Raw genomic sequence first — 19,190 nt, forward strand, 5'->3', positions numbered from 1 at the left:
CACTTAACGAGTTATGACTCTGCTAAGTAGGATTTTGCTTCTTTCTCTACATTGTCCAGCTCATCTAATAACTCTAGAAATTCAGGCTCTAGGTGGTCTGGGCTGATGTCTCTTTTTAACTCTTTTTCGATTAAACCGGCAATGTCTTTCAGTTTAGGTACACCACTGTAACTACAACCACCGTGGAATTTATGGATTGCTTGTGTGAACTGTTGTTTATCAACTTCATCAACCATGGCTTCATTGACTATTTTACGCAGTGCGTCAAATTCTTCTAACAGCATACCTAGCATCTCTTTTGCTAAGTCTTCTTTGCCTGCTGACTGTTGTAACGCTAACTCCTTATCAAAAGATTTTTTCACCTTGGTGATTATTGACGCAATTTGAGGAGTGATATCTTCTATATTAGTTTGTTGAATGGTGCCAATAACTTCAGCAGCTGGTGCCCATTTGTTGATAATGGACTGTAATGCTAATTCATCAATCGGTTTTGCTAAACAGTCATCCATGCCTTTTTGTAGGAATTGCTCTTTTTCACCGGGTAATACGTGTGCGGTGACCGCGATAATAGGGGTGTTTTTATTGATTGAGTCTTTCTTAATCTGCGCACAGGCACTGATCCCATCTAATACCGGCATTTGTATGTCCATAAAGATGATATCAAAAGGCGTGGTTTTGGCATGGTCTACGGCCTCTTGACCATTTTTACAGGTTGTTACGTGATGTACTCGGTCACCTAACATAGCAGAGATCAGCTTCAAGTTTGCTCGGTTATCATCTACCGCCATGACATTAATTTTTTTACGCTCTAATGGGGTAGTGATTTGCACTCGTGCTGGTACCGTTTCATTTGAAACTAACGCGTTGGCAAAGTTCTTATGATTGATCGGTTTACCTAAACAGTGCGTGACTCCGGTATTCATTACCGTTTCAAAGGTACTTGGGTCACTACAGTTGATCAGTACAATAATATTATCTGTGTATTTCTTCGCTTGCTTAATTGCTTTGAGCAGCGGGCTAAGATCCATGTTATTACTATGGCCGATCACAATACTGTCATAGCACTTATTCAAGGACTGCTGCCATTGCTCTTCATTGTCTATGATGGTGGCGTTAGTCTTCCACTCTTCTAATAACTCTGAACATGCACGCAACGCATAAGCATTACTTTCGTAGGCTAGCACTGAGCGGCTTGCTAATCTGTCTAATGGTAAAGTGTTTAATGGTGTGCGACTACATTTCTCAATTTCAATCGTAAACCAGAAGGTTGAGCCCACATTAGGTGTTGAGCTCAGGTCAATGGAACCTTTCATTTGACGCACTAGTTTTTGAGTGATTACTAAGCCTAAACCAGTACCGCCATATTGACGCGTGATACTGCTATCCGCTTGACCAAAGGCTTTAAATAGTTGGTCTTGTTGCTCTTTAGAAATACCAATACCGGTATCTGTAATAGTGAACTTAAGTTTAATGCATTTTTCTGTTTCGTTTTCAGGCTCAGTGCGCTCTATTTTGACCTCTATATTGCCTTTTTCGGTAAATTTAACTGCATTACCAATCAAGTTAGTGAGCACCTGTTGTAAACGCATTGCATCACCGACTAATTCCTGTGGTACATCAGGCGCAACAATCATGCTTAATTCAATATTCTTCTCATGGGCACTTTGTCCCAAAAGATGCATGGTTTCATCAACACTGTCTCTAATATCAAAGGGGATATATTCAAGATCCAATTTACCCGCTTCTAATTTAGAGAAGTCTAGAATATCATTGATGATATTAAGTAAATTGCCCGCCGAGCGTTCAATCGTTTGTAAATAATCAACTTGGTTGTTGGTCATTTTAGTTTTCAATAGTTGCCTTGCAAAACCAATGACACCATTCAGTGGAGTACGTAATTCATGACTCATGTTTGCTAAGAACTCAGATTTAACTGATGCGGCTTGTTGTGCTTCTTTACGCGTGATATCTAGCTCTATATTTTGCACTTCCATCTGCTCTAAGGTTTCACGCAGCTCACTGGTGGCTAGGTCAATACTATCTTGCATCTCTTCATGGTGCTTAGACATAGCAAGCGCCATTTCATTAATACCGTGTTGTAATAAGCCTATCTCACCGGTGTACTCACCTTCTACACGAGAGTTAAGTCGACCTAAACTGATTTTTTCAACCACAGACGCCATATCTGAAATAGGTGCAGTAATACGTTTCGCTTGTTTGAATGCTAGGTATAAACTGCCGAGGATACCCATCAATACCACTAATAATGAGATTGCTGCATCGCGATACAGTAATAACTCAACCTGATCCTTATTGATCTCTAAGGCAACATAACCGACTACTTTACGGGGTTGATCAAAGGTAAGTTGGTATTCCAAATAATTGGTTTCATCGATAATCGGACTATGAATAACAATACTGTCGCCGGCGTGGCTTATTTGCGGCAAATCGGGGATTGGTTGATTGTTATCTAAACGTAATTTTTGATAGTCACGATGATAGTTACTGATAACAAACAGTTCATTATCAGCGGTGAAAATCGCAATACTTTTGATCATCGGACTGTTTTTACGGTGAGTCGTGCCAATTAAACGACGTAAAATGGTACGAGTTTCATCTTGCATACCGTATTCACTGGCAATAGATAATGCATCAGCAATATTAAGTGCTCTATCGATTAAGAATTCATCTGCCTGTTGGAAACGATGAAATGAGAAGTATCCAGCTAATATGCCGCCAATAAGAACGGTGGGTAAAACGGTATAAGCAATAACTTGTGCGCGTAGGCCATATTTAGTCATAAGGTAAAATCTAATTTAAATGGGGTAATGAATGCTTGCATTTTTTGTGTGACAATAGCGTTCCGATAAACATACCCGCTATCATGGCATAGCTTACTTCACCTGTGAAATATTTATGGCCCAGTTCTTCAAAGCATCACGCACAAATAAGCAAAATAATAGAATAATTAAACATTGTCAGGTTGAAAAGCTTGATCATCAAGGAAGAGGCATGCTTTTCCACCAAAATAAAGCCATGTTCGTGGAAGGTGGATTAGTGGGGGAAGTTCTTGATGTTTGTGTTGATGAAGACAAAAAACGCTATAAAAAAGCCAGTATTACTAAGATACATCAAGCCAGTGAATTACGTGTTGAACCAAGCTGCCAACATTATCAAGAGTGTGGTGGATGTCATTTACAACATATTGAGCAAGCCAGCCAGATTGAAGTAAAACAACAAGGTTTGATTAGTTTATTTGAGCGATTTGCAAAATACACACCACAACAACTGGCACCGACTATTACCTCTTCTCCTTGGGCATATCGTCGTTGTGCTCGATTTGGTGTGATTTACGATAAAAAAAGTAAAAAAGTGCAGATGGGCTTTCGTCGCTCTGGAAGCAGTGAGCTAATTAATCAGCAAACTTGTCCGGTATTAAAACCAGCTTTAGCAGATTTGATTTTACCGGTTAAAGGTTTGCTTAATCAGTTACAGGGGAAAATGGCGCTAGGACATGTTGAAATGGTAGAGGCAGATAATACGGTTGCCCTATTGTTGCGTCATCTAAAACCCTTATCGACACAGGATAAACAGTTAATTATCGACTTTTCTGCAACGCAAAATATCCAGTTTTATGCACAAAGCAGCCCGACAGATATTGAATGTTTAACAAATAATGCTCGATTAAGTTATGCATTAACTGAACAAGATTGCCAATATGATTTTAATATCAATGACTTTGTACAAGTTAATGCCAGTGTGAATGAGAAGATGGTGGCACAGGCTATCGAGTGGCTTGCATTGAAGTCCACGGATCGTGTGTTGGATCTATTTTGTGGTTTAGGTAACTTCAGTTTACCGATGGCCAAGCTATCTCAACAAGTGGTTGCCGTGGAAGGTGTGCAAAAAATGGTCGATCGCGGTACCGATAATGCTGCACGTTGTGGGCTTAATAACGTGCAATTTTATCAAGCAGACTTAAGTGATTTAAATGCGTTAAAAGCTGAATGGGCTCAGGAAGGTTTTGATAAGGTGTTATTAGACCCTGCACGAGCTGGTGCTGCTGAATGCATGAGTTATGTCATCAACAAGCAACCATCTCATATTGTTTATGTTTCCTGTGATCCTGTGACCTTAGCGCGTGACAGTGAGCAGTTATTAAGTACAGGCTATAAAGTAAGCAAGTTGGGTTTGATTGATATGTTCCCTCAGACAGCACATATGGAGTCAATGGCATTGTTTACGCGATGAAGTGATTACTAGTCTAGAGTTTCCTAAGAATAACTAGACTATCACTTTATAAGTTAGTAATTTTAAGTATTATTAGTTTTTAATCAGGTGATTTAAAATTCACAATATTGATAGTGGGTGGGTAGTTTCCCAGTTAAAAAGGATAAAGTAGCAATGAGATTTTTCCTATGACTCAGTTCAGTAATGTATAGGATGAATTGTTGTTTTATCACTTTTTATCGTTAGCTCATTTTTGGAGTGTTAGATGGTTTCAGTTCGTGATACACACTTTTACCAAAGTGCATTAAACGACCCAGATAAGTGGGTGACAACATTTGGTTTAAGTAAGCAAGATCAAAATAATCTGTTCGAAAATTATAATAAAGTAAGTGGCCTGTGCGACTCAGAGCAACAGGTAGCAGCCTTGCAGTTAGGCTGTGAGATGGTAGAGATCCTAGTGACTTTAAACATGGATATGGATACCTTAAATGCCGCATTAATCTTCCCTTTGTTAGCGCAAGAAGTCTTAAGTACCGAGAAAGTTGACGAATTATGGCCAAAACGTATTGCTAAATTGGCCAAAGGCGCGATGGAGATGGAAGGTATTCGTGCTCTACAAAGCCGAGGAAGCAAAAAAGGTGCAGAATCTCAGGTTGATAACCTACGTCATATGTTATTAGCCATGGTAGAAGATGTGCGAGCAGTGGTTATTAAGCTTGCTGAAAGAATATGTTATTTGCGCCAGGTTAAAATTGCCGACGAAGAAACAAAAGTAAAACTAGCACATGAAATCTCTACTATTTATGCACCATTAGCGAACCGTTTAGGCATTGGGCAATTAAAATGGGAGCTAGAAGACCTCTCTTTTCGTTACCTACAAGCGGAAACGTACAAGAACATTGCCAAACAGCTTGATGAAAAGCGTATTGACCGTGAAAACTATATCCAAGACTTTGTTGATACGGTTAAGTCCTCTTTAAAAGAGATGAATATTGAAGGCACGGCATATGGTCGTCCGAAACATATTTATAGTATCTACCGTAAAATGCAAAACAAAGATCTAAAGTTTGATGAGCTCTACGATGTGCGCGCAGTGCGAGTTGTGGTTGAAAAATTACAGGACTGTTATGCCGCGTTAGGTGCTATTCATACTAAATGGCACCATATCCCTCGTGAGTTTGACGACTATATTGCTAATCCTAAGCCTAATGGTTACCAATCTATTCATACGGTTGTTTTAGGGGATAGTGGTAAACCTGTTGAAGTACAAATTCGTACTCAGCAGATGCATGAAGACTCTGAACTGGGTGTGGCTGCACACTGGAAGTATAAAGAGGGCAGTGCTGGTGGTAAGGCCGCAAGTAACTATGAAGAGAAAATAGCTTGGTTACGTAAACTGCTTGCTTGGCAAGAAGATATGAGTGAAGGCGATGATCTAGTAGAAGAGATCCGCAGCCAGGTATTCGATGACCGTGTTTATGTATTTACACCTAAAGGTGAAGTCATAGACATGCCAGCTGGCTCAACACCGTTAGACTTTGCTTATTATATCCATAGTCAAATTGGCCATCGTTGTATTGGTGCAAAAGTCGCGGATCATATTGTGCCTTTTACCTACCAATTAAAAACCGGTGACCAGATTGAAATATTAACTCAGAAAGAGCCTAATCCAAGTCGAGATTGGTTAAACCCACAGATGGGTTATATCAATGCACCACGCGCAAGGCATAAAGTGGCAACTTGGTTTAGAAAACAAGACCGCGATAAGAATATTATTGCAGGACGTGAACTGTTAGAAATCGAGTTAGCCAAAGTAGAGCTGAAGCTAACCGACGTAACACCAGCGATTACCCGCTTTAATGTGGGCACGGCTGATGATATCTATGCAGGCATAGGTAATGGTGACTTACGTATTAATCAGTTAGTCCATTTTCTAGATGGTTTCTATCATAAACAAACACTTGAGCAACAAGATGCCGCAGCTTTATTAGAGTTACAAAACCGTAAAGTCCAAGCTGCTCCTAAAAATACCGGTAAAGATATTATTATCGATGGTGTGGTTGACTTGATGCATCACATTGCTCGTTGTTGTCAGCCAGTACCAGGTGAGAATATTGTTGGCTATATTACACAAGGACGCGGTATCTCTATTCACCGAAAAAATTGTGAGCAACTAGCTGATTTAGAAGATGCACATCCAGAGCGTATTATCACTGCTAACTGGGGGGATTCTCAATCTTCTGGTTACGCATTAACCTTACGTTTAATTGCTGATGATCGAAATGGTTTACTAAAAGATATCACTACCTTGTTATCTAATGAGAAGGTCAACTTGTTAGGGGTGAACAGCCAAACCAATACCAAAACCTTAACTGCAACCATTGACCTTTCTCTGGAAGTGGATAGTAATAAAGAGATTAAAAAGCTGTTAGCTAAGTTAAAACAGTTAAAAGATGTGTCTGACGCGCATCGACTTTAACTTTTTCCCGCCACCTGAATCAAATATTCAGGTGGCGGGGGGAAAAGGTGTGACATTATATTTTTTAATTAACCTTTCTTAAATAAAGTCGATAGGGTCAACATCAATTGACCAACGCACTTTCCTACTTTCTGGCATCTTATCGAAGTGCGCTAAAGCGGTATTTAGCATTTTGGTTACTAGTATTCTTTGCTCGCTTTGTAATAAAAGTTGGAAGCGGTACTTGCCAGCTCTTCGTTCCATCGAGGCTGGAATAGGGCCCAATATAAGTACACGTTCATTGACTTTATTGTTATCGGCTATCTGTTGTAATGTTTGCTTACACAAGGTAAGAAAGTTTTCTGCTTGTGTGGCATTTAATGACTCAGCCCTAATCAAGGCTTGATAAGAGAAGGGCGGTAATTGTGCTAGACGCCTTTCCGTTAAAGCGCTACGTGAAAAGTCTGCGTAACCATTATTCACTAGCTCTTGTAATAAATTGTGCTCTGGGTGGAAAGTTTGCAAAACAACCTGTCCTTTTTTCTCAGCTCGTCCTGCTCGCCCCGCAACTTGAGTAAATAACTGTCCTAAACGTTCACTGGCTCTAAAGTCATTACTAAATAGTGCGCCATCAACATCAATCAAGGCTACCAAAGTCACATCGGGAAAGTGGTGGCCTTTTGCTAGCATTTGTGTCCCGAGTAAAATTTTATATTTCCCGCTATTAATATCATTTAAATAGGTATTAAAACTGTCTTTTTTTCTTGTATTGTCGCGGTCGATTCTCACGGTTGGGTGATCTGGGAAAAGTTGTTGCAGCGTTTCCTCAAGTTGCTCAGTACCGACACCTGTGGAGTGTAAGTTGGTTGAACCACAATCATGACATTGCTCTGGTACAGGGTGAGTCGCAGTACAATGATGACAATGAAGGTAGTTAGCACTTTTATGATAAGTGTAAAAAGCATCACATCGTTGACATTTAGCTAGCCAACCACATTCATGGCACATTAATACAGGGGCATAACCTCGACGATTAAGAAACAAAATCACTTGGTTATTTTTGGCTAAATGTTGTTGCATTAATGTAATCAGTTGCGGTGATAACCCCGATTTAAGTGGTAAGCCTGTTAAATTGATCAAGTCATTTTTAGGTGGTCGTGCATTCCCTGGGCGATGCGTTAAACGTAGGTGATGGTAGCGTCCACTTAAGGCATTATTTAATGATTCAAAAGCTGGTGTTGCGGAGCCTAATAAAATCGGAATATTTAATTGCGACGCACGTTTGATAGCAAAGTCTCTAGCATGGTAGCGGAAGCTATCTTGCTGTTTAAAAGAAGCATCATGCTCTTCATCTAAAATAATCACACCTAAGTTTTTAAAATCACTAAAAATAGCACTGCGTGTACCTATGATGATAGCGGCAGAGCCTTGTTGTGCATGTAACCAAGTTTCTAATTGTTGTTGGTCGTTTAATGCAGAATGTTTTAAATAAATAGGCACGTTAAAGCGTGCTTGAAAGCGTTTTATGGTTTGTGGGGTTAAACCAATTTCAGGCACCACCACTAATGCTTGTTGCCCTTCAGCCAATACCGCTTTAAGTATATTTAAATACACTTCGGTTTTACCGCTGCCCGTGATCCCCTCTAATAAAAAGCATTTAAAGTGGTTTAATTGTTGTGTCACGCTGGTCACGGCTAATGCTTGTTCAGTACTCAGTTGTGGCGTTTCTTCTATCGTTTGTGTTGATTCTGTCCAAGATAAGTTGCTGCTCGGTAATTGTTGATAACTGTTAATGAAGTGCTTTTCTTGTAAACTATTAAGTGTTGCTCGACTAACGCCTTGTTGCTTTAAAGCTTCGTAAGATAAGTCTTGCTCTATTAATAAGTTAAATGCTGCTAGTTGCTTTTTAGCTCTAACTAAAGGTGCAGTATCCATCTCTTTATCTGTACATTTCCAATACTCCTTACTATTAAAGGTAGCGGGTTTACTTTTACGTAATAATGTTGGGATGGCTTGTTGAAATACATCACCAAAAGGGTGTTGGTAATAAACACTGGCCCATTGCAGTAATTTGTAAAGGGAATCACTTAATAATGGCTGGTGGTCGAGCAGTTCAGTTATACCTTTCAGCTTTTCTATCGCATAATCCGATGTTTCAGGTAGTTCGGTTATGACACCAACCTGTTTACGATAACCACCACCAAAAGGGACGACAACACGTCGACCAATTAATGTGCGTGGATCATCAGGCACTAAATCATCGTTTAACAGGTAATCAAATTGTTTATGTAGTGGAATTGCCAGTGCAATTCTACAAATTAATGCGTTAGCCATAAGTGAAGTTGATGCATGAGAATGAAAAATGGTATTGTATCCTGTTTATAGCGTAACTGCTTTGTTCTCCTTTATTATTTTTAAAATGTGCGTTAGTAGTTGTTTTATATAGAGAGTTGTTGATTAGGCTAAGCCCTTTTATAGCAGGGTTGGATAGGAGATAATTGCTTTAAAAATAAAGCTCAATATTTAAATGATTTACAGTTGTACTTTTATTAAACCTTACTATACAATTCGCAACCTGAAATTTAATGATAAATACGTGTGGTACTTTGTTGAATGAAATAATTCATTCAAGCTGAGCAGCGACACGGCCTAATATGAGGTTTTCCCAATGAAAAACGAAATTCATCCAGAATACAAATTAGTTACTGCTACTTGTTCATGTGGTAACGTGATCAAAGTTGGTTCTACTCTTGGTAAAGAAGAGTTAACTTTAGATATCTGTTCATCTTGTCACCCGTTCTACACTGGTACTCAACGTGTTGTTGATACTGGCGGTCGTATCGACAAGTTCAAAAAACGTTTCGGTGCTTTATCTTCTAAATAAGATAAATTACCCCGTTTTTAAAAAGCACCTTAGGGTGCTTTTTTTGTTTCTAAAAGTAAGTAATAGCGATTATGTGAGCTAATCAAATTCATAATTTAATTTGCTATGTGGCATAATAAGTCATGATTTAGTGATAACATTTAAAAACTGCTTATTTAATAAACATAATTTTAATAAAAATTATTAAATAAATGGTTTAGAGATCGGTTTATAGAGATGAACTGTATTAAGTCATTAAATAATGTATTTGCATCATAAACTTTTCCAAGCTTGGTTGGTCTAACAGGCTCGTTAAATTTTATAGCAGACCATTAAAAGCTATCTGATATCGGGTTGACTTCACAACTTAGTGGAACTATTGCTATTTTGTTGTTTTTTTAATCTTAATAGATCAGAATAGTTGTATATTTGGGCTACTATTGCCCCCAAGCTGAAAAATATACAATTTATTAACAAATGATTCATGTTGAATAGAGTTGAATACTGGAATCATCTGCTAATAAGTTGTAAATTACGGCATTTATTTTTTCCATCACTTTCTTGCAAGGGTAATTATATGACAGGAAAACCTTCATCTTCTCAGTTTGAAGTGAATAATATTGCAGATCCGCTATTTATTCATGCTGAGCATATCGCAAAAGATTTTTCTTTATTTCCAGACAATTCATTACCATCGAAAACAGATGGTGTAGAAGGTCTTATTGAAAGTAAGCGAATTAAATCAAATTTAGCGACAATCAAAAAGCTAGATGTAGATGCTTATATTGCACGTACAGTCACGCCGGCTGAAAGTAACAAACGTCCAGGTGCTAAGAGCATTGTTGAAGGCTTCAATGGTAAAATCGTTACTGAGCAAGTTAACGGTGCTTTCTACTCTGCAGAAATGGAACTAGATTTCGGCGGCTACAGCCGTCGTGTTGGTTTTATTGCGCAAGAGCGTAGCTCAAACAATGGCGCGTGGATGCCAGAACATCACCTAGCAGCAAGTAAAGCGATTCGTAAATTTGCTGATTTATCACTTCCTATTGTGTACTTAATTGACACGCCAGGGGCTGACGCTGGTGAAGAAGCGAATAGCCAAAATCAAGCGCATACCATTTCTCAAATGATCACTGAAAGTGCGAACGTTGATGTCCCTACGATCGGTATCGTTGTGGGTGTTGGTTACTCTGGTGGTGCAATCCCATTAGCAACAGCTAACATTCTACTGTCTGTTCGTGACGGTATCTTTAATACAATCCAGCCTAAAGGTTTACAAAGCATTGCGCGTAAGTACAACCTATCATGGCAGGAATGTGCTCAATCTGTAGGTGTTTCTCCTGAAGAGCTACTAACGATGGGCTGTATCGATGGTATTGTTGATTACTCTCCTGTAGACCAAGATGAGCGTCAACATAACCTTCAAAAAGCAATTGTATCTGGTATTTTATCTATCGAAGCTAAATCTGTAGATTTCGTTCGTGATTACCCAGCATTACTTGAGCATTACAACCGCAGTTTATCTCGTTACCTTGAGCCATCAAGCAAACTAGCTGCAATCGAGAATGCAACTGAAGCACGTCTACTTGCTAAAAACCCAACATCACATAACAATGCATTCGGTACTACTTACCGTTATATGCGTTATTTAACATTACGTTCTCGTATCAAAGCGATTCAGAAGAACGAATACGGTCGTTTATCAAAACTGACTGTACCTGAAGGTGATTTAAAAGCACGTATTGAAGCTGATCGTAAACAGATCTTCTTAAACTGGTTAGAAAACCCAGATAAGTTAATCTACGATGACACACTAAACAAAAACTGGAAATCATTCCTACAAAAACGTGAAGATAAAAGCGTTGAGCGTAATGTACTGACTAAACTTATCCTAGGTGAGCCAAAAGCAAACTACGATAATGCACGTAGTACCTTAATGATCAACCTAACATGGTCTTTATACAATCGTTGGAAAACCAGTGCTGAAAATAATTTTCATTCACTAATCAAACATTTAGAGAATGAAGAGAAAGCACCGCTAACGGATTCTTGGCCTGAACTTGCTGACCTGAACATTATTGATGCTGTTTCTCACGTTGAAACTCGTGAAAGCTTTATTCTACATTGTCGTCACATGTTAGTGTTTAACGCACTATACGACAATACAATGGGTAACTTAGCATCTATTGCTAAAGAAGCGATGGCAACTAAAGAGCTATCTCGTGAATCAGTATCTTCTCTAGTTCGTAGTTCACTTAAAGCAGCATTAAGCAAAGTAAGTGATGATGATTACGAACAATTGAAAGTGACTTTCAATGCATGGTTACAATACTTCACTGAACAATCTGAGCGTGGTGAAATCCTAGCAAAAGTTGAAGAGTGGAAGAGTATCGGTGCACCACAAATGAACTCTAGTTTATTTGTGATCCTGACTTACCTATTCGAAAAACTGTTGCCTGAATACTACAACAGCCGTGAAGATGAAAGCTCATACAATGGTGCGATTAACCCAGTGCGTATCGGTCGTCGTAAAGACTTCTGGAACCGTTTAACTATGGGTTACCAAGATCTATTGATTCAAGCTGTATTACGTTCTGAGAAAAACAAAAAGAACAATTCACATCAAGCAATCATTGAAAAATTCTTTGCTAACTTCAAAGAGTCTCGTGCAGACTTGATGACAGCTAACCTACTAGAATTCCCTGGTTTCCGTTTATCTGTTGAAGATGCATTAGATAAAAATATCAAACCTTGTGGTTTAATCACTGGTACTGGTGACTTCACGTTACAAAGTGGTGAAGTTCAACGTGTTGGTGTTGCGGTATCTAACCTATCTTTCCAAGCAGGTGCCTTCGATATGGCAAGTGCTGAGAAATTCTGTGCGTTATTAGTTAAATGTGCAAAACAACATTTACCGGTTATTGCGTTCATCAGCTCTGGTGGTATGCAAACTAAAGAGGGTGCTGCTGCACTATTCTCAATGTCGGTAGTGAATGACCGTATTACACGTTTCATCCGTGATAACGACTTACCAGTTGTTATGTTTGGTTACGGTGACTGTACTGGTGGTGCACAAGCGAGTTTTGTAACACACCCAATGGCACAAACTTATTACCTATCAGGTACTAATATGCCGTTTGCTGGTCAAATGGTTGTACCTGCGTACTTACCATCGACATCAACACTGTCTAACTACTTATCTCGTGTACCAGGTGCAATGGATGGTTTAGTTATCAACCCATTCTCTGACGATTTAAATAGTAAGTTACGTGAAATTGATGAAAACATGCCAATGCCTGTTGCAACGGTTGAAGAAACTATTCAACGTGCACTGTCTGGTTTTGTGCCAGTTTGTAACCTAGCTGATGAAGATAACTTCACTAAGTCAGATCCACGTCAATTAATGCATCCAGTGAAGAAGGTACTGATTCACGCACGTGGTTGTACTGCGGTTAAATTGATTCGTATCGCTAAACAAAACAACATCAACGTAGTGTTAGTAGCATCTGACCCTGATATGACAGCTGTACCAGCAGATATGTTAGGTGAAGGCGATAAACTTGTTTGTTTAGGTGGTAACACATCTGATGAAAGTTACTTAAACGCAAGTTCAGTATTAAAAGTTGCTGAATACGAGCAAGTAGACGCATTACACCCTGGTATTGGTTTCTTATCAGAAAGCCCACAATTTGCTGATTTATGTATTAGCCATAACGTTAACTTCGTTGGTCCAAGCATGAACAGTATGTTAACTATGGGTAACAAATCGAACGCAATCAAAACAGCACAAGCGAACGGTGTACCAGTAGTACCTGGCTCTCACGGTATCTTAAGTGGTGCAGAGCAAGCGTTAGATATTGCAAATGAAATGGGTTACCCAGTGCTGCTTAAAGCGGTAAATGGTGGTGGCGGTAAAGGTATCTTAGTTATCAATAAAGCTGAAGATATGTTCGCTGGTTTCAACCAGGTATCTGCTGAAGCACGTAGCGCATTTGGTAACGGTGATTTATACCTAGAGAAATACATTACATCTCTTCGTCACATCGAAGTACAGTTATTACGTGATAAATTCGGTAATACAAAAGTATTGGGTATTCGTGATTGTTCTGTACAACGTAACAACCAAAAAGTGGTTGAAGAATCAGCATCAACTATGCTGCCTGAGAAACTAGAGCAAGAAGCATTAAAACACACAGCTGCTTTAGCTAATGCTGTTGATTACATGGGCGCAGGTACGGTTGAGTTCATTTACGACCTAGATGCTGATGATATCTACTTTATGGAGATGAATACTCGTCTACAAGTAGAGCATCCAGTAACTGAAGCAACTTCTTGTATCGATATCGTTAAAGCACAATATGACATTGCATCAGGCGCAGATATTTCTGAGCTAACACCTAAGAAAGAAGGTTATGCAATTGAAGTTCGTGTAACAGCTGAGAAAGCGGGGATCGATTCTGATGGTGTAATGCAGTTATTACCACATCCTGGTAAAGTAGTTGAATGCATTATTCCTGAGCAAGATGATGTTGAAGTAATGTCTATGATTGCAACGGGTAAAGAAGTATCGCCTTACTACGATAGCTTAGTAGCACAGTTTATTTGTCACGGTAAAGACCGTAACGATACTGTTCAGAAGCTGTTAGCTTTCTTAGAAAAAGTAAGTATTAAAGGAATTGCAACAAACATTCCATTATTACAACGTATCTTAAAAGATGAGACTTTCTTAAATGGTGATTACGATACAACTTACTTACCTAAGTTTATGGCTAAACTTGATCAGCAAGTAATGATTGATGAGATGGAAGCGTCTGCTGCATCTGGTCTTGAAGGCGTAGCTGAATCAATTCAAGTTGATGGCAGTAACGAGCTGAAAGTAATTGCACAAAGTGCAGGTATCTTCTACCGTGCTTCATCTCCAGCTGAACCTGATTTTGTATTAGAAGGTGATATCGTTGGTACTGAGCAAACATTAGGTTTAATGGAAGCGATGAAGATGTTCTCACCAGTAACACTAGGTAGCTTTAACCGTAAAGATGCCGTGTTATATGATGCAAATACTAAGTTCCGTATTGAGCGTATTATCAATACAAATGGACAACAAGTGTCAAGTGGTGACTTGTTATACATCATAACTCCTCTATAGGCTTGTTACCTTAAGAGAAGCGAAAGCCAGTCTATTGACTGGCTTTTTTTTATCCTTAATAAAGTATATGATAGCTCGATTAGCATTTGTTTTTATATGGAAATTATCTTGTCTACGCTTTTACAATCCACCTTTCGAAAGACTATAGTAAAGTGCTATATTTTGTTGTCCTGTTTGGTCTCTTTTAATGTGCTCGCTGCTGATGTGTTAGTGCTGCATTCTGAATATCAAGGGGATCAAGAAACACGACAAATACAAAAGGGGATTGAGCATGCTTTTACCGATAGCAATATCGCCTTGTATGTGTCCTATTTAGACAGCAATCAACTGATGTCAGACCAAGCGTTAACTCGCCAGGTCGATTTTTTATCGCGCAAGTATGATATTAAAAGCTTTGATGCGATCATTGTTAGTGGTGAACACGCACTGCAACTGGTAAGGCAATATGGACAACGACTATTTGCTGATATTCCGGTTATTTTCACGGGTACTCAATTAAAAAGCCCCCAACTTTCTCAGTTTAGCCATGCTATTTCAGCGGTGGTTGAGCCTGAAAATATTCTAGATACTGTCTCATTAGGTTTAAAGCTTTTCCCGAATACCATCGATGTGTATATCGTGACCGGTAATGAAATCAGTAGTCAGCTTACTGACCACGATAAACGTGGGTTATTAGAATATGACCAACAAAGCTTCATCATTTTAAACAATGAAAATGAAGCATCGTTAAAGAAAACCATCAGTCAATCGCCTAGTAATGGTTTGTTAGTTTTTAGTGATTTTTCAAAAGACAATAGTGGCTCTGCAGTTAACCGTGACGAAGTCTTAAAGTCACTAACCGCTATTGCTAGGATCCCGCTGCTTGTTATTCATCAACATGACTTAATTGAAGGGGTATTAGGTGGTGTGGTAACCAGTGGTTTTTCTCAAGGGGAAGCAGCAGGTGCAAAAGTATTAAAATTATTACAGGGTGTTCCTTTAGAGGATTTACCTGCAGAATTAAGCTTAACCAATAAGCACCTTATACAATATACAGAGCTCCTTAGATGGGGACTAAAAGGCACAGATTTACCTAATGGTTATGAGATCATTAATGAGCCTAGTTTAGAGACAGAAACCGATTTCAGAACCATGATTTTGTTTTTTATGTTATCGGTTTTAAGTTTAATTATTATCTTAATATGGCGTAAATATAGTCACCTTTCAACATCAAATACTTCCTTAAAAGCACAGCATGAGCGTGTAAATAACATCTTTAATGTTTCCTACGATTTCATCTTTATTTTGGACCTAGTAGGTGAAATAAAGATGGCGAATCAAACCGCTTTAGACTTTATCAATATGCATGAAAATGACATCAATGGTGAGATCTTATGGGAAACCCCTTGGTGGCAACATGACGCGGCCAGTAAGAAAAAATTAAAATCTGCCATGGGACAAGCGAGAGTGGGTAAAACCGCGCGCTTTGAATGTCGTTTAATCGACAAAAACCATCAGAGCAATGCCTTTGATGTATTTATTCAACCTGTTAAAAATGAGCGTAGTGTTAATAACCCACGTCATGAGATCACCTCAATCATCGTTGAAGCAAGGGATATAAGCTCTATTAAAGCGGTTGAGGAAGAGATTCAAAAAGCCAATAAGCGTTCTAACTTGTTGTTGGATGAAAGTCCTTCCATGCTATTAATGTTAAACGTGCAAGGCTTGATTCTGTCATGTAATAAGTTTGGTTGTAACTTGCTAGGTTATGGCGACGGTGAATTAGTAGGGCGTAACCTAGTTACTCTGTATTCGCAGTTAGTTAACATTGAAGACCTAAAAAGCTACTTAGCTGAATGTGCCGATCAAGAGGACATGTTGCGTACCCGTGAAATATCATATTCGACCAAGAATGGTAGAAAAGTATGGATCAATGAAAGAGTACGTAAAATAGAAGGGCATGATCAATACTTCCTGGTTTGTGAAAATATCACTGAGCGTTATGAACTCTCCAAAGAGTTAAATTATCGCGCATCACATGATTACTTAACGGGATTGAAAAATAGATTATTCTTTGAAAGCCAGTTAGATAAAAATTTAGATGAAGTTAAACAGCAGAACTTACCCTGTTGTTTGATGTATCTGGACATGGATAAATTTAAAATCATCAATGATACCTGCGGTCACCATGCGGGCGATGAAGTATTACGCCAAATTGCCACTATCTTAACGGAAAGTGTTTCAGCAAGAGCCATGGTGGCACGATTAGGGGGGGATGAGTTTGCTATTATTTTACCTAATACAAAACTGGAAGAAGCAAAACAAGCGGCAGAAAGAATCATTGCTGCCATCGCCAAACATTACTTCTTATGGGAAGGTCATCACTTCTCTCTAGGTATTAGTATTGGTTTAACCGAATTATCCAACTTCTTCCGTGATGGTGTACATGCATTAAGTTGTGTGGATAGTGCGTGTTATACGGCTAAGCAGTCAGGTCGAAACCGCATTCATATCTACGAAGAAGACATCCAAGAAGAGTTACGCCGAGAAGAAGTGGTATGGGTGAATAAAGTACAAGATGCACTGCGTGATGAAACGCGTTTCTGCTTGTACGCACAAGTTATAAAACCTGTTGATGGCGATGAAAACTACCTACATTACGAAATATTAACCCGCATGATTGATGAAAACGGTGAGCTAGCGCCGCCTGCTAAATTTATCCCAATCGCAGAAAGTTATAATCTTGCGGATAAGATAGATATGATCATCATCACTAAGACCTTAAACTGGCTGAAAAATCACCCTGAGCATGTGTTACAACTCAATATGTGCTCTATTAATTTGTCTGGTCAGTCATTAGGTGACCCGCAGTTTATTGAAGATCTGGTAGAGCTGTTAATGCACTCATCGTTACCACTTGAGAAGTTATGTTTTGAGATAACCGAAACCGTCGCCATTGGTAACTTCAGTAATGCTTCTAAATTAATTAACTCATTAAAACAGCTGGGGTGCCAATTAGCCCTAGACGACTTTGGTACTGGGTTATCGTCATTTGGTTACTTAAAACGACTTAATGTTGATTACTTAAAAATTGACGGTGTTTTTGTAAAAGATATGGCCACCGACGAGCAAGACTTTGGTATTGTGAAAACAATCCATGAACTAAGCCATCTGTTTGGTAAAAAGACCATTGCAGAATATGTAGAAAACGAAGCGATAATTGAAAAGTTAAATGAAATTGGTGTCGATTTTGCGCAGGGTTACCACTTAGGTAAGCCTATGCCGATAGATATGATGGCATTATTATCCACTTCATTAACCGAGGATATGTAATGGATATCGCATTAGTTTGTAATGAAAATATTCTAGCGCCAAAAGCTAAAAAATTACGCGAGAAATGGGGCTTTACCGCTCAAAAAAGTGAACAGTTTCAATTACGCCTGTTGCCTGAACATTTAGCGCTAGAACAACTAGATGATAAACAACAAGGTTTAGTGTTTGTTGATTTTGCTTCTGGTGCCGTCGCACACCGCCGAAAGTTTGGTGGTGGTAAAGGCCAATCGATCGCTAAAGCTGTGGGAATGAAAGCCGGCGTAGAATTACATGTTATTGATGCAACAGCAGGTTTAGGTCGAGACGCCTTTGTATTAGCCTCACTAGGTTGTAACGTCGATATGGTAGAACGTTCCCCTGTTGCCGCCGCATTATTAGAAGATGGCCTAGAGCGTGCTTATTTAGATGCTGAAATCGGTGATTGGATGCAACAACGCATGCGCTTAACCCATGCCAGTGGCTATGATTATCTGCAACAGCATCAAGCTGATGTTGTGTATTTAGACCCAATGTTCCCGCATAAAAAGAAATCCGCATTAGTAAAAAAAGAGATGCGTGTATTCCAAGGTGTGGTAGGAGCCGATCTCGATGCCGATGATTTATTAGATGTTGCATTAAATGCCGCGAAATATAGAGTCGTGGTAAAGCGCCCAGATTACGCCCCATTCCTAAACGATAAAAAACCTTCTATGAGTATTAAGACAAAGAAAAATCGTTTTGACGTATACGTCAAACAGGCGATTGGAGTTTAGGTTAAGTTGTTGATATTATAGGGTTTATGTTTATCTCTACAACCTGCGAACCCTTAAACTTTAGCTGAAACCAGTAAATATATATGTTCAGATAGGTAACTTAATATATACACATTGAAAATACGTAATAGCTTCATTTAATAATACTGTTAGTTTTTGCAAAGATATAACATGTACGTTCTATTGCACACGTTCTAGTAGTTAGTTGGACTTGTTTTATCTATTGTACAATTGATTGGGTAAATATGTGCATCGTATCATACCAATTGTATTAAATAACTGATCTAAATTTTGCGCCGGAAAAATGGCTTAGTTTGAGGCGTAAGTTGATGTAAATGGTTGTTCCCTATACGAAACTTACAACGAAAAAATAAGTTGTTTTAACAAGTAAAATAGATCAGTTACTTACTATGATTGGTATTATTCAAC

At 38.9% G+C, this 19,190-nt stretch carries 8 protein-coding genes; 6 read left to right on the top strand and 2 right to left on the bottom strand.

The genetic code is table 11. The features are described 5' to 3' along the window. Nucleotides 1-11: 11 nt before the first annotated feature. The gene (gene barA / locus DS885_RS04335; protein ID WP_113818180.1) at nt 12-2,801 is read right to left on the bottom strand and encodes a two-component sensor histidine kinase BarA; all 2,790 of its coding nucleotides are present in this window, start codon (nt 2,799-2,801) and stop codon (nt 12-14) included. 115 nt (nt 2,802-2,916) lie between these two features. Here barA and rlmD point away from each other — a divergent pair, with 115 nt between their 5' ends. Continuing rightward, nucleotides 2,917-4,251 carry a 23S rRNA (uracil(1939)-C(5))-methyltransferase RlmD gene (gene rlmD / locus DS885_RS04340; protein WP_113818181.1) on the top strand — a complete coding sequence of 445 codons (1,335 nt, stop codon included), beginning with the start codon at nt 2,917-2,919 and terminating at the stop codon, nt 4,249-4,251. A gap of 244 nt (nt 4,252-4,495) precedes the next feature. Then, nucleotides 4,496-6,709, top strand: coding sequence for a GTP diphosphokinase (gene relA / locus DS885_RS04345; RefSeq protein ID WP_113818182.1), 2,214 nt, complete (start codon nt 4,496-4,498; stop codon nt 6,707-6,709). Nucleotides 6,710-6,787: 78 nt separating this feature from the next. On the opposite strand, the gene priA is transcribed toward relA, so the two are convergent. Beyond that, nucleotides 6,788-9,022 (bottom strand): primosomal protein N', encoded by a 2,235-nt coding sequence (gene priA, locus DS885_RS04350; RefSeq protein WP_113818183.1) that lies wholly within the window; start codon nt 9,020-9,022, stop codon nt 6,788-6,790. Between the two features lie 334 nt (nt 9,023-9,356). Between priA and rpmE the strand changes: the two genes are divergently transcribed. The 4 genes from rpmE to DS885_RS04370 all read left to right on the top strand — a co-directional run bounded on the left by rpmE (nt 9,357) and on the right by DS885_RS04370 (nt 18,761). Then, nucleotides 9,357-9,572, top strand: a complete 216-nt coding sequence (gene rpmE / locus DS885_RS04355) for a 50S ribosomal protein L31 (RefSeq protein WP_113818184.1) — start codon at nt 9,357-9,359, stop codon at nt 9,570-9,572. Nucleotides 9,573-10,128: 556 nt separating this feature from the next. Beyond that, a complete protein-coding gene (locus tag DS885_RS04360) occupies nt 10,129-14,697 on the top strand; it encodes an ATP-binding protein (RefSeq protein ID WP_113818185.1) in 4,569 nt (1,522 codons plus the stop codon). 162 nt (nt 14,698-14,859) lie between these two features. Then, nucleotides 14,860-18,009 carry a bifunctional diguanylate cyclase/phosphodiesterase gene (locus DS885_RS04365; RefSeq protein ID WP_181817693.1) on the top strand — a complete coding sequence of 1,050 codons (3,150 nt, stop codon included), beginning with the start codon at nt 14,860-14,862 and terminating at the stop codon, nt 18,007-18,009. Further along, nucleotides 18,009-18,761: a class I SAM-dependent methyltransferase gene (locus DS885_RS04370; protein WP_113818187.1), complete on the top strand. Its 753-nt coding sequence runs from the start codon at nt 18,009-18,011 to the stop codon at nt 18,759-18,761. The genes DS885_RS04365 and DS885_RS04370 overlap by 1 nt, the downstream gene beginning before the upstream one ends. The last annotated feature ends 429 nt before the right edge of the window (nt 18,762-19,190 follow it).

Origin of the sequence: Psychromonas sp. B3M02, assembly GCF_003318165.1 — a bacterium.
Classification (GTDB): domain Bacteria; phylum Pseudomonadota; class Gammaproteobacteria; order Enterobacterales; family Psychromonadaceae; genus Psychromonas.